This window comes from Pseudomonas sp. PSB11, assembly GCF_014596605.1.
In the GTDB taxonomy this organism is placed as follows: Bacteria; Pseudomonadota; Gammaproteobacteria; order Pseudomonadales; family Pseudomonadaceae; genus Aquipseudomonas; species Aquipseudomonas umsongensis.
On sequence record NZ_NOIO01000028.1, the window covers coordinates 1 to 13,784 of the forward strand.

Annotated in this window: 10 protein-coding genes; 8 read left to right on the forward strand and 2 right to left on the reverse strand. The window is 59.9% G+C overall.

The features are described from left to right. Positions 1-545 precede the first annotated feature (545 nt). The 7 genes from CGA21_RS24690 to sthA all read left to right on the forward strand — a co-directional run bounded on the left by CGA21_RS24690 (position 546) and on the right by sthA (position 11,075). Entirely contained in the window at positions 546-1,208 is a 663-nt protein-coding gene (locus tag CGA21_RS24690; RefSeq protein ID WP_411157089.1) for a reverse transcriptase domain-containing protein, read from the forward strand. A gap of 956 nt (positions 1,209-2,164) precedes the next feature. After that, positions 2,165-3,370, forward strand: coding sequence for an HlyD family efflux transporter periplasmic adaptor subunit (locus tag CGA21_RS24695; protein WP_188265237.1), 1,206 nt, complete (start codon positions 2,165-2,167; stop codon positions 3,368-3,370). After that, on the forward strand, positions 3,367-4,611 hold the full coding sequence (locus CGA21_RS24700; RefSeq protein ID WP_188265238.1) for a hypothetical protein: 1,245 nt from the start codon (positions 3,367-3,369) through the stop codon (positions 4,609-4,611). The genes CGA21_RS24695 and CGA21_RS24700 overlap by 4 nt, the downstream gene beginning before the upstream one ends. 1 nt (position 4,612) lies before the next feature. After that, positions 4,613-6,763, forward strand: coding sequence for a glycosyltransferase family 2 protein (locus CGA21_RS24705; RefSeq protein ID WP_188265239.1), 2,151 nt, complete (start codon positions 4,613-4,615; stop codon positions 6,761-6,763). A gap of 9 nt (positions 6,764-6,772) precedes the next feature. After that, positions 6,773-8,212 carry an efflux transporter outer membrane subunit gene (locus CGA21_RS24710; RefSeq protein WP_151141221.1) on the forward strand — a complete coding sequence of 480 codons (1,440 nt, stop codon included), beginning with the start codon at positions 6,773-6,775 and terminating at the stop codon, positions 8,210-8,212. Between the two features lie 277 nt (positions 8,213-8,489). Beyond that, entirely contained in the window at positions 8,490-9,473 is a 984-nt protein-coding gene (locus CGA21_RS24715) for an FAD:protein FMN transferase (protein ID WP_188265285.1), read from the forward strand. Between the two features lie 207 nt (positions 9,474-9,680). Then, positions 9,681-11,075, forward strand: coding sequence for a Si-specific NAD(P)(+) transhydrogenase (gene sthA / locus CGA21_RS24720; RefSeq protein ID WP_020798487.1), 1,395 nt, complete (start codon positions 9,681-9,683; stop codon positions 11,073-11,075). 42 nt (positions 11,076-11,117) lie between these two features. On the opposite strand, the gene CGA21_RS24725 is transcribed toward sthA, so the two are convergent. Together CGA21_RS24725 and CGA21_RS24730 are read right to left on the reverse strand one after the other, a co-directional pair. Continuing rightward, the gene (locus CGA21_RS24725; RefSeq protein WP_020798486.1) at positions 11,118-11,840 is read right to left on the reverse strand and encodes a glycerophosphodiester phosphodiesterase; all 723 of its coding nucleotides are present in this window, start codon (positions 11,838-11,840) and stop codon (positions 11,118-11,120) included. A 14-nt stretch (positions 11,841-11,854) separates the two neighbouring features. Continuing rightward, positions 11,855-12,436 (reverse strand): PilZ domain-containing protein, encoded by a 582-nt coding sequence (locus CGA21_RS24730; RefSeq protein WP_168757545.1) that lies wholly within the window; start codon positions 12,434-12,436, stop codon positions 11,855-11,857. A gap of 94 nt (positions 12,437-12,530) precedes the next feature. On the opposite strand from CGA21_RS24730, the gene CGA21_RS24735 reads away from it, so the two are divergent. Beyond that, positions 12,531-13,781, forward strand: a complete 1,251-nt coding sequence (locus CGA21_RS24735) for a lipoprotein-releasing ABC transporter permease subunit (protein ID WP_188265240.1) — start codon at positions 12,531-12,533, stop codon at positions 13,779-13,781. Positions 13,782-13,784: the final 3 nt, after the last annotated feature.

Genomic DNA, 13,784 nt, shown 5'->3' on the forward strand with positions numbered 1-13,784 from the left:
CTCGCAGTGTCTGTCGTTGAAATAGCATCACCATAATGGTGACGCGTTCCTCGGTACTCAAGTGTTTGTATTGGGTAGACATGGCAACACCTTACATCAGGTATTGCACTTACTCCTTGAGACCGCCAAGTCGCGGCTCATCGATAGTTATGCCGAAGGTATGATCGACAAAATGGACTTTGATCCAAAGATGCGAAACTTGAAGAGTCGTCTGGAACAGCTTGATCAGCAGATTCAGGAGTCACGGCGTCATCAGGTGGGTCAACGCGAGCTGTTTCTGGTCATTAAACGTCTCGAAGAGTTTGCCGCGGCGGTCCATAACCGATTGGGCACCGTGGATTTCGTCACAAAACGCGAGATCATTCGCGGCCTGGTCAAACGCGTCGAAATTCACAAGGACGAAATTTTGGTGGTGTTCCGGATTGACCCAGATCCTGGATTCAACGCTAGCGAAAGTTCGCCTGGCTCAGACGTCGGAGAGAAAAGTATGCAAGATCGTACGCGGCGTAATTTCGCCGTTGCTGGCGAATATCTATCTTCACTACGTGCTGGATTTGTGGGCAAGGCAGTGGCGCCAGCGGCATGCCCGTGGCGATGTGATTGTTGTGCGCTACGCGAACGACAGCGTGGTGGGTTTCAGGACGCAATGGCAGGCTCAGCAGTTTCTGGTGCGGATGCAGGAACGCTTGGCCAGGTTCGGTTTATCCCTAAACGCCTTGAAGACACGGCTGATTGAGTTTGGTCGTTTTGCTGCGAGAAATCGTAGGAAGCGAGGGTTAGGTAAACCGGAGACGTTTGACTTCCTGGGCTTCACGCACTGTTGCAGTACCAACAGAAGCGGTGGTTTTCAAATACTTCGACTGACGGTCAAGAAGCGAATGCGTGCGACGCTGCTGGCTATTCGGGATGAGCTGAAGCGCCGACGGCATGAACCCATCCGGGCTCAAGGGCAATGGCTTACTCGGGTGGTGAGTGGTTACTTCAACTACCACGCGGTGCCGGGAAATCTGATACGTCTGGGTGGTTTTCGTCTGGCGGTATGCCGTCTATGGCGGCAAGCCGTCAAACGTCGCAGCCAGCGTAATCGGCTTCAATGGTCACGCTACGGACGCCTTGCTGACCTCTACATACCTAGACCCAGAAATGCACATCCTTACCCTGAGGATCGCTTCGCGTCACATACCCGAGGCAGGAGCCGTATGCGGTAGTTCCGCACGTACGGATCTGTGCGGGGGGCGGCAGGTAACTGCCGTCCCTACCGCGACCGGTTTAGCTCATCAGGAAGAGACATCGCGCATTGATCAGGCTACAAAGTCGGGCAGCCGCTGCGCCTTGAAGATCGAAACGGGATCTAGCTTTTTACACGCTCTGGGCCAAAAGCAGCCGTTCACTCCTTGCTTCTAGCAATCAGTAGAAACATTCAGAATTTGGCCAATTCACCTTCGATTCTCGACGCTCCCCAAACTGTGGCCTATGGTTGCCATCATTTAGCCATCCTGGTGAAGCGTTTTACGCCTCACACTTACTTAAAGGCATTACGACTAGCTCATAAAATCGGTTCAAGGAGTTTATGCGACTTCATCGGCTCCATTAATCGTTTCAAGCGCTTGCACCCTGCTGAAATGCACTACGAAATACGCGCGCCCTTGAAGGACGTCAAAGACGTGTGATGCAGGCCAACTCTTGGGAAGGTTGTGACTTACTTATATCATTTTAATCTTTCCAAACATAATTTGAGAACTGCCTAAGATCCGCCGCAAATATTAATTCGTAATTAAGAATAAAAAGAATCAGTAAAAACAAGAGGTTGGCGCTCAATTCTACGGGAATGCATTATATTGGATCCAATCTGAACTGTGGTACATGTTTGACGTCATTTAATAGTCCCATTCATTTACTTGACACCCCAAAGCACTGAATCTAGTGTCGCCCATGATGTAGCCCGCTGTGCCTCGGCAATACGAAAGTCGCGCTGCACAGCAACTCTCCAAAAAGACGGGAATCCCATTCCTGCTCCCATCACAATAAAAATCATATCAATCAGCGTCGGCTTAATTGCCGTGCAAAGACCCCTTACGTTTTGCTCACCCTGCCAAAAGTGTTTTCGCAGTCAGGCTTGCTATTGCCTGGCTGATATGCGGTTGGTCTATCGGGAGAGTCGAACATGGCGCAAGAACGCTCGAAGTTGTTATCGCTGTTACCGCGCCTGGTGGGATTGGGGGTGCTGGGGTTTATCGTCTGGCTGTTGCTATCGACCTTGCTCATGCCGCTGGTGTCGGCCTCGGCCACCCGGGCGATTCTGAATGCGCCGGTGATTCTGTTGACCACGCCGATCGATGGCGTGGTGAGTTCCCTGGCGGTCAAGCCCGGGGTGACGTTTAGCCAGGGCCAGAAGATTGCCGTGGTGGAAAACCCGCGGGCGAACCAGGAAACCTTGCTGACCCTGCAAACCCGGCGCCTGACCCTGAAGCAACAGCTGTCGTCTTCGGCCAGTCAGGCCGAGCACGATCAGCGTTATTACGAGGAGCTGGAGAAAACTAGCCAGCGTTACCAGGCCGCGTTTCACACCCGCCAGCTTTACACGCAAAAAGCCTTGAAAGCCGAGAACAGTGCCGCCAGCGCGCGGTTGATCGATGCCCAGGAAACGGTCGAGCGCAATCTCGAGTTGTTCGTCCAGGGGGCGGTCAGTGGTGCGGTGGTGGCTTCGTCGAAAGCGCAGCTGGCTTCGTTGCAAGGCGCGGCCGAGTCGGTGCGTTCGCAGTTGCGGATCACCGATGGTGACGTCAGTGCCGCCAATAAACAGGTGTACCTCGATCCCGATCAACTGCGCATGTTCGATCTCAGCGCGCAAATGACCACGCTGAAACTCAGCCTGGAGAATCAGGCGCGCAACCGGGTGACCTATCAACAGGAACTCGACAATCTCAACCAACTGATCGAAACCGAGCAGAACCGCGTCCGGATGATGGCCGGCTACGACGTCGTGGCGTATTCGCCCGGTACTGTCCAGGAACTGCTGGCGCCCCAGGGCACGCTGGTGCAGGCCGGTTCGACCTTGCTGCGGGCCACCGATTGCGCGCAGAGCTATGTGATCGCGGTGTTCCCCGAGCGCATGGCCAGCAAGATCGACCGCGACAGCGTGCTCACCGTGAAAATCCGCGGCCTCGACCAGCCCCTCAAAGCCAGTGTGGTGCAGTTGTTGTCCAGCGCCTCGGACATCCGCGCCAATACCTACAGCGTGCCGTTTCCCTATGCCGAGCAAAATTCCGTGTACGTGGTCGGCACCTTTGCAGCGGACCTCACGGACAGCCAGCGCGCCATGACCTGCAACCCGGGATTGTGGGCCAGTGCCGAGGTGTCGCGGCCATGAGCATTTTATTGCGAGCGATGGTGGGGCTGATGTTGATGACCGGAGTGGCAAGCGGATGGGCCGCGCAAGTCCGACCGCAGCTGGCGGCAATGACCTGTGCGGCGCTGGATCAGGCCGTGAGATCGCAGCCGGCGGGGCCGGTGCTGGTAGCCAGTTATCCGCCGCTGGATGGCCAGCCTGCGCCGATCCTGGCGTTGCGCGGCGTGGCGTTTACCTACGACAACGCGCTGGCGAGCATTGCCTTGTTTGCCTGCGGCAAGGCTGAATCGGCGCGGCGGATCGCCGATGCATTGGCGTTCGCCACAGGCCATGACCCGGAGTACCGGGACGGACGCCTGCGCAACGCTTACGCCGCCGGCCCGGTGGCGGCGCCGTCGATGAAGTTGCCGGGCTATTGGAGTGTCGAGCGCAATGCCTGGAACCAGGACGCCTATCAAGTCAGCAGCGCGACCGGCAATCAAGCCTGGGCGGCATTGGCGCTGCTGGAAGCATTTCGCCAGAGCGGTGAGGCGTCCTACCTGGAAGCCGCGCGAAAAGCCCTGCACTGGTCGCAGCAAAACACCTACGACGGGCAAGCGCCCGCCGGATTCAGCGGTGGCTATTACGGGTACTTTGACAAGCAGGTCCAGCAGAACTGGAAATCCACCGAGCACAATGTCGACCTCGCGGCGGCGTGGTCGGCACTCGACGCGGTGGCCCCAAATCAGGAGGCGGCAAAGCAAGCGCAAATTGCCCGGCAGTTTGTCTCCAGCCAATGGGACGCCGGGGAAGGGCGTTTCCTGATCGGCACGGGCGCGGACGGCCAGACCTCGGACCGCGTGCGCTCGGGGCTGGACGCGCAGATCTGGCCGTTGATCGCCCTGCATGAGCCACCCAAGGACTGGTGGCGCGTTTTCGCCTTCATCGACCGCGCTCACCGTGCCGGCGAAGGTTACGGTTTCAATCGCGACCCCGATGGCCTGTGGACCGAGGGCACCGCCCAGGCCGCCGCCGTGGCGCGCTCGAGCGGGCTCAGTGACAAGGCGCAACCGTTGTGGAGCGTGCTGCTGGCCCAGCAGGCCGGCAACGGCTGGCTGTTCGCAACACCGGCAGAACGCATCAGTACCGGGCTGGCCATAGGCCCGGACTCGGTCAGCAACGATTTTTTCTACTACCACCTGCCTCACCTGGGCGCTACAGCGTGGGCGGCGATTGCCGCCACCGGCGTCAATCCCTTTACCGGTTTGCGAGAGGCTGACTGACATGCAGGCACTGGACTCGCTGCAACTGCTGCAAATCAATTTCTGGACGCTGGCAGCGGTGATTCTGTTCACCTGCCTGACCCACCGTGATCAATGGGCCGCGCGGGTCGGTTTCGGTGCCATCACCGCCATCCTGCTGATCAATTATACGGCCTGGCGGATTCGCGACACCTTGCCCGATGGGCATTCCGGATTCGCTACGGTGTGGGCTTACACCTTCCTGTTCTTCGAGATGCTGGCGATTGGTTACACGCTGTTTTCCATTGTCGTGATGCTCTGTCGGACGGATCACCGCACAGATGCCGATGCCGGTGAACGCCGACTCAGAGAACAAGGCAGCGCGGTCCCTGCGGTGGACATCTTCATCGCCACCTACAACGAAGGCCTGGAAATCCTCGAAAAAACCATTATTGCCGCCCAGGCCATCGACTACCCGAACTTCACCATCTGGGTACTCGACGACACTCGCCGCGACTGGCTGCGCGACTACTGTGCGCAAATGGGCGTGCAGTATGCGCGGCGCCCCGACAACTCCCACGCCAAGGCCGGCAACCTCAACAACGGTCTGCGTCAGTCGGCGGCCCTCAGCAATGCGCCGTACATCCTCGTGCTCGATGCCGACTTTGCGCCGCAGCAGCCGATCCTCCTGCGCACCCTCGGGCTGTTCGACGACCCCAGGGTCGGCCTGGTGCAGACGCCACAGTTCTACTACAACCCCGATCCGATCCAGCACAACCTCGGCACGTCGGCCTGTTGGGTGGATGAGCAACGGGTGTTCTTCGATGTGTTCCAGCCGGCGAAGGATGGCTGGGATGCGGCGTTTTGTGTCGGCACGTCCTTCGTGGTGCGGCGCGATATGATTACCGAAATCGGCGGTTTTCCTACAGGCTCGGTGTGTGAAGACATCTACACCACTTACCGTTTGTTGCAAAAAGGCTATGTCACCCGCTGGTTGAATGAGCGTCTGTCCATTGGTTTGTCTGCCGAAGGCTTGACCGAGTACATCAATCAACGTGGGCGCTGGTGCCTGGGCACGATCCAGGTGGCATTGCTCAAGGAGGGGCCGTTGCGCGGCAGCGGCTACACGCTCAATGACCGGCTGCACTATATCCATGGGCTGATGCACTGGTTTTCCAAACCCTTCATCTTGATGATGCTGGTGTCGCCGGTGCTGTACTGGTACTTCGGCATCGCTGGGTTCTACGCCAATCCGCTGGATTTCCTGGCGTTCGGCATGCCGGCGCTGATTGCGTTCTGGGGCTATGGGACCTGGGTGACGGACCGGCGGACCTTGCCGATTTTCACCGAGGTCACGCAGATCGTTGCCTCGCTGGCGGTCACTGCCACCATCGCCAGCGCCATGATCCGACCGTTCGGGCGCCCGTTCAAAGTCACCGCCAAGGGCCTCGACCGGACGAAAACCATGGTGCATTGGAAGCTGTTCGGGTTCTTCCTGGCCTTGACCTTGCTTTCGCAGTTTGGCGCCTATATCGCCATCAGCACGGCTGCCTCGTTCGACGGCAACATGCTGTTCAATCTCTGCTGGACGGTGGTTGCGCTGGTGTACAACCTCGCGACCCTGGTGGCCTGTGTCGACCGCCCACGCTTGCATGGCGAAGAGCGCTTTCCATTCGATAAACCCACCGGGTTTCGTTTCGGCGGCAAGGTCCTGGCGGGGCGCCTGGTGGATATTTCCCTTAGTGGCGCGTCGCTCAATTGCGCCTTCGCTGCCTCGATCAAGCCGGGGCTGTGCGGTCAGATCTGGATCGAAAAGCTGGGTTGGCTCGATGTCGAAGTCATGCGCAATCACGGCGAGGACCAATTGGGCCTGCGTTTCGCCGACCTTGATGAAGGGGTGCGCCAGCGCCTGATCGCGCGGTTGTTCAGCGACGCGACCATCAATGTCGTCAGCAAGGCCGAGCCGGCACAGGCCTTTGGCACTTTGCTGCAGCGCTCGCTACTGGGCGAAAAAAGTCTGGCGCCGCGTTCCGTCAAGCCGCTCAAGACGCCGACCCATTTCTCGCCGCCTCGGTGGCGGCCGATCAGTGTTCCTTCGCGCAAACCGGCTGTGCCGCACATCAGTGTCGAACGGTCGGGTCTGTGGTCGTTGCTTCTTTCCCCCTTGCGAGCTTTGCTCGGCCAACGTTTTTAGGTGCGCGCCATGAACCATTGCCTACCCACCTCATGTTTCATGACCTTGTTTTTGCTTGGCGGTTGCTCGCTGGAACCGACCTACGAGAAACCCGAGGCACCGATCGACCAGCAGTGGCCGGCGAACACGGCCGGTGAATGCTGTAACGGCAAGCAGGCGTTCGATAAGGATTGGCGCGGTTTTGTGGTCGACGAGCGCCTGCGCCAGTTGATTGACATGGCCCTGGCCAACAACCGCAGCCTGCGACAGTTCGCGGCCAGCGTCGAGGAGGCGCGGGCCGGGTATGACAGTGCGCGCTCAGGGCTTTTTCCTACGATCGGCATCGACACTTACGCCGGTCGCAGCAAGTTACCGCCATTGGTGCGCACACCGGGAGGCGGCGATACGGCGGGCAGCATCGCCAACACCTATCAGGCAACGGCCGGCTTTACCTCCTACGAGTTGGACTTGTTCGGGCGTATCCGCAGCCAGCGTAATGCCGCGGGGGCACGGTTCGAAGCGTCCGAGGCGGATTACCAAACGGCGCGGCTGGCGCTGATCGGCGAAGTTGCCAGCACCTGGTTGAGCCTCAAGGCCAATCAGCATTTGCTCGACCTTGCGCAGAACACCTGGCAATCCCAGGACCGCTACGGGCAGCTGTTGCGCAAGAGTTATAACCTCGGTTCCAGTGCGCGGATCGATGTCCACCAGGCAGATGCACAAACCAACACGGCGGCGGTGCAGGTCAACACCTATCGCATGCAAGTGGCGCAGGACATGAACGCGCTGCGGGTGCTGGTGGGGCAACCGGTACCGCAGGGGTTGCTGCCGACCGGCGCCCTGGGTGAGCAGTTGGCGACGCTGGACGTGCCGGCGGGTTTGCCTTCGGCGCTGGTGGAGCGGCGGCCCGACATCATGTCGGCCGAGGCGCAGTTGCGTGCAGCCAACGCAGATATCGGCGCGGCCCGTACGGCGTACTTCCCGACTTTTTCCCTGACGTCGGCGCTGGGCAGCCTGACCGGGGAGTTTTCCCAATTGCTCAGTGGTCCGGCCGAGTTCTGGTCGGTGGCGCTGGCCGGCTCGCTGCCCTTGATCGACGGGGGCGCGCGGCGGGCGCAAGTGGACGCGAGTCATGCCCGCTTCGCCGGCCAGGCGGCGGCCTATGAAGCCACGGTGCAGAACGCATTTCGAGAAGCAGCCGATGCCTTGAACGCCCGGCAGGAAATGCTCACCCAAGTCGAGTTCCAGAAAAAACTGGTCGGGGATTATCAGGAAGCCTACCGGCAGTCGCGCCTGCGTTTCGAGTCGGGGCTGGACAGCTATTTTTCTACCATGGATGCCCAGCGCTCATTGTTTGATGCACAGCAGAAGTGGGCGCAGCTGGAGTTGGCGCGGGAGATCAACCAGGTGACGTTGTACAAGGCGCTGGGGGGAGGGTGGAGTCAATCGTTGAAGATGGCGGATCGTTGAGGCGCGCAATCACATTGCAAATCCCTGTGGGCGAGGCTTTGTGGCGAGGGGATTTTTCCCCGTTCGGCAGCGCAGCTGTCGTAAAAAACGTTGCATGGGGTTTAACTGATTCATTGTGAGTGCTGTTTTTGGGACCGCTTCGCAGCCCAACGGGGATAAATCCCCTCGCCACAAAGTCTCGCTCCCACATTTGTATCGCATAATGCCTGAGCCTGACGTTGTGTCCGGAAATGATGGGAGGGATTTGTTGAATAGGTGGCGGGTCGTTTTTTTGTTTCTGATCGGCACCTTGTCCGCCTGCGGCAATGGCGATTCCCTGGAAAGCTTCGGCGGTCCAACCATGGGCAGCACGTATTCGGTCAAGTACGTGCGTCACGCCGGTCTTCCTGCCCCGGCAGACGTCCAGGTCGAGGTCGAGAAGATCCTGGCGGAGGTCGACCGGCACTTATCGACCTATCGCAGCGACTCGGACATCGCGCAATTCAACGCATTACCGGCCAACCACTGTCGGGTAATGCCTGCGTCGGTCCTGCAATTGGTCCGCGTGGGTGAGCAGCTGTCCATGCAAAGTGCAGGCGCTTTCGATTTGACGGTCGAGCCGCTGCTCAATCTCTGGGGGTTCGGCCCACAGGCCCGTGAAGAAAAAATCCCCACTGCACAGGCGCTGGCCGAGGTGCGTCAACGTGTCGGTCACGATCATCTGCGCATTGATGGCGAGCAGCTATGCAAGGACGCCGCCGTGGAAGTCGACTTCAACAGTATCGCCGCCGGTTATGCGCTGGACACGATTGCCGCGAAGCTCACGGCCATGGGCATCCACGACTATCTTGCCGAAGCCACCGGTGAACTCAAGGCCGCCGGCAGGAAACTCGATGGCACCGCCTGGCGCATCGCTGTGGAAGAACCTCGCGACGATCAACAGGTGGCCGAGCGCATCATCGCCATCGACGGTTATGGCCTGTCGACTTCGGGTGACTACCGTAACTATTTCGTGCAGGGTGGCCAGCGCTTTTCCCACACCCTCGATGCGCGCACAGGTTTACCGGTCTCACACAACCTGGCGTCTGTCACGGTGATTCATCCTTCAGCGTTGATGGCCGATGGCTTATCGACGCTGTTGCTGATTCTCGGCCCGGAGCAGGGTTGGGACTACGCGGAAAAACACGACATCGGCGCATTTTTTGTGATGCGTGCCGATACAGGTTTCGTCACACGCAGCAGTCACGCCTTTGAGCGTTTGAGTGGCAGGAAAACCGAGTGATTGCGGCGATTCGGGCATTGAAACCTGGCGTTGTAGTGCAGGCAAAACTAGCCTACGACGCGACCAAGGGTTAATGTGCGCGGCGTTGACGCTTCTATAGACTGTGTCCGGGTTCTGCATGGACCCCAAATTGTTCCTTCATGCCACAGATTGGCGTGATTTAGCCGCAGGTGCCGCTGGTGCCGCGGCCTGTTCTGAGGAGTACGCATGGCTGTCTACAACTACGACGTGGTGGTGTTGGGTTCCGGCCCGGCGGGGGAAGGCGCGGCAATGAACGCCGCCAAGGCAGGGCGCAAGGTGGCGATGGTCGATAGCCGTCGCCAGGTCGGCGGCAACTGCACTCACTTGGGCACCATCCCGTCCAAGGCACTGCGTCACTCGGTCCGGCAGATCATGCAGTTCAACACCAACCCGATGTTCCGGGCCATTGGTGAGCCGCGCTGGTTCTCGTTCCCGGACGTGTTGAAAAGCGCCGAGAAAGTGATTTCCAAGCAAGTCGCCTCGCGCACCGGCTACTACGCCCGTAACCGCGTCGACGTGTTCTTCGGCACCGGCAGTTTCGCCGACGAGCAAACCATCGAAGTGGTCTGCGCCAACGGCGTGGTGGAAAAACTGGTGGCCAAGCACATCATCATCGCCACCGGTTCGCGCCCTTATCGCCCGGCCGACATCGATTTCCATCACCCGCGTATCTACGATAGCGACACCATCCTCAGCCTCGGCCACACCCCGCGCAAACTCATCGTCTACGGTGCCGGCGTGATTGGTTGCGAATACGCATCGATCTTCAGTGGCCTGGGTGTACTGGTCGAGCTGGTGGATAACCGCGGTCAGTTGCTGAGCTTCCTCGACTCGGAAATTTCCCAGGCCCTGAGCTACCACTTCAGCAACAACAACATCACCGTTCGCCACAACGAAGAGTACGACCGCGTCGAAGGCGTGGACAACGGCGTTATCCTGCACCTTAAGTCTGGCAAGAAAATCAAGGCCGACGCCTTGCTCTGGTGCAACGGCCGCACGGGCAACACCGATCAGCTGGGCCTGGAAAACATCGGCGTGAAGGTCAACAGTCGTGGCCAGATCGAAGTCGACGAGAACTACCGCACCGGCATCCAGAACATCTATGGCGCGGGCGATGTCATCGGCTGGCCGAGCCTGGCCAGTGCCGCCCACGACCAGGGCCGTTCGGCCGCTGGCAGCATTGTCGACAACGGCAGCTGGCGCTTCGTCAATGACGTGCCGACCGGGATCTATACCATTCCGGAGATCAGTTCGATCGGCAAGAACGAGCAGGAGCTGACCCAGGCCAAGGTGCCGTACGAAGTGGGCAAGGCGTTCTTCAAGAGCATGGCGCGGGCGCAGATCGCCGGTGAGCCGCAAGGCATGCTCAAGATCCTGTTCCACCGTGAAACCCTGGAAGTGCTGGGCGTTCACTGCTTCGGTTACCAGGCGTCGGAGATCGTGCACATCGGCCAGGCGATCATGAACCAGCCCGGCGAGCTCAACACCTTGAAGTACTTCGTCAACACCACGTTCAACTACCCGACCATGGCCGAAGCCTATCGGGTTGCCGCGTACGACGGCCTCAACCGGCTTTTTTGAGCGGCTCCGGCCGGTGGCCTGAGCCGGCCGGGGAGACCGATTTCAGCAATTCTCGAGCGTGGCAGTGGCCAAACCGGGAAAGTCTGTAATCAGGCTGTCAACGCCGAAATCAGCGAGCCTGCGCATCAGCGCGGGTTCGTTGACTGTCCACACCGACACATGCAGCCCCTGGCGCTGCGCCTTCTCCAGGCGTTCCGGCGTACACAGGGTCCAGTTCAACGCCAGGATCTCGCAGCCATAGCCTTGCGCAACCTTCAACGGGTCGAGCCAGGCGTATTCGGCCACCAGTCCGCGGGACACGTCCGGCACCAGGTCCAGCGCCGCCTTCAATACTTCCCGTGAACTCGACGTGATGGTGATCTTGTCCAGCAGGCCATGTCGTTGCGCCATTTCGCGAATCGCCAGCACCGTTGTGGCGGCGCGGGTGCGTGACGCGCTCTTGACTTCCAGCTGCCAGTGCTCGAAATCGCATTTCTCGAACAGCTCTTCCAGGGTTGGAATCGGGCACGGCGTGATCCAGCCCGGTCCGCCCTTGCGCGCGTCGTAGGTCACCAGCTCTGCCGCCGTGTGCTCCACGACCTTGCCGCGCCGGTCGGTGGTGCGCTTGAGCGTCGGATCGTGGATGACCATCAGCTCGCCGTCCATGGACAGGTGCAGGTCCAGTTCACAACGGCGCACGCCGTGCTTGAGGCATTGCTGGAAGCTGGTCAGGGTGTTTTCCGGTGCTTCGCCCTTGGCGCCGCGGTGGCCGTAGATGAGGGTCACGATCGTTCCTTAATTTAAATGCCTGATTCGTTCAGTTCGCGGGCCAGGCGTCGTTCCTGGGCCTGCCTTTGCAAAATGTAGCGCGCCAACAGTTGTCGCTGGGCATCGGTCAAGTGTTCGAATTCGGTGCCGACATCAAAGCCCTCGCCCTTGCGGTCGCAGTGGGTGACGCGTGCGCGCAGCAACAGGCCCAGGGCCTGGGGCATCAGCACCAGCTTGATCGACAGGCGCGCGTCGGCGGCGATGGGGGTCGGGTGCTGGAAGTCGATGCCGCCTTCGGAAATGATCACCGGCTGGGGTACGCCGATCTGCCCGAGCACGGTGATGGCGATCACCTGGCTGAGCAGGTCGATGCGCTTGTTCTGGGATTTGAGGAACGCTGCGAGGTTGCGGTCGCGCTCGCTGATCTGGCGCAGCAGGTGTTGCGACTCGAATTCGCTCAGGTGCAGTTCGCTGAGCAGATTGAATAGCGGGGAAGCATCCTGCAACACTTCCTGCCCTGCGGCTTCAAGGGCGGACAGGGGCCGAATTTCCAGTGCGATCATGTCCTCGATACGGTAGTATTCGCGGCGATCTTCTTCATCTAATGTCGACATGGCGAACCCATGGTAGCGGCGGTGGTCTGAGTGTAAAGCTGGTTATCGACCCCCGCCACAAGGACGTTCCTTTTCCCTCCGAACAAGCCCCGACATGTTCAGACCTCTCTTCGTATTTATCGGCACGCGTTATACCCGTGCAAAGCGTCGCAATCATTTTGTGTCATTCATTTCCCTGACCTCGATGATCGGACTCGCCCTTGGCGTGGTCGTGATGATCGTGGTGCTGTCGGTCATGAACGGCTTCGATCATGAGATGCGCACCCGCGTGCTGGGCATGGTGCCCCACGCGACCATCGAATCCGGCGAGCCGATCAGCGATTGGCAAGGCCTGGCCGCCAAGGTCAAGCAGAACCCGCAGGTAGCGGCCGTGGCGCCGTTCACGCAAATGCAGGGTTTGCTGACCAACAACGGCAAGGTCAACAAGATCCTGCTCAATGCCATCGACCCGGCGCAGGAACGCCAGGTGTCGATCATCGACAACTTCATGCTGCAGGGCAAACTCGACGACCTGGCGCCGGGCGAATTCGGCATCGTCATCGGTGACAAGGCCGCGGCCAAGCTCGGTGCGGCCGTGGGCGACAAGCTGACGTTCGTGGCGCCGGAGGTCACTGTGACGCCCGCCGGGATGTTCCCGCGCATGAAGCGCTTCACCGTGGTCGGCATCTTCCATGTCGGCGCCGGTGAGCTTGATGGTTACGTGGGCATCACCAACCTGCAGGACCTGGCGCGCTTGCATCGCTGGAAACCGGACCAGGTCCAGGGCCTGCGGCTGAAGTTCGACGATCTGTTCCAGGCGCCGCGTGAGGCGTGGAGCATCGCCCGCGAGCTGGGCGAAGACCGCTACTACGCCCGCGACTGGACCCGCACCCACGGCAACCTGTACCAGGCCATCCGCATGGAAAAAGCCATGATCGGCCTGTTGTTGTTGCTGATCGTTGCGGTCGCCGCGTTCAACATCATTTCCACGCTGGTGATGGTGGTGAACGACAAGAAAGGCGATATCGCGATCCTGCGCACCCTCGGCGCCACGCCGGGCACGATCATGCGCACCTTCATGGTCCAGGGCACGGTCATCGGCGTGGTCGGCACGGCCATCGGCGCGGTGGTCGGGATTTTCGCCGCGCTCAACGTCAGCGCAGCGATCTCGGCGCTTGAAGGCCTGATCGGCCACAAGTTTCTCAAAGCCGACGTGTATTTCATCGATTACCTGCCGTCGCAGGTGCAGAGCCAGGACGTGGTCATGGTCTGCTGTGCGGCGCTGGTCCTGAGTTTCCTCGCCACCCTGTATCCCGCCTGGCGTGCCGCGCGCACCCAGCCGGCGGAGGCGCTACGTTATGAGTGAGTC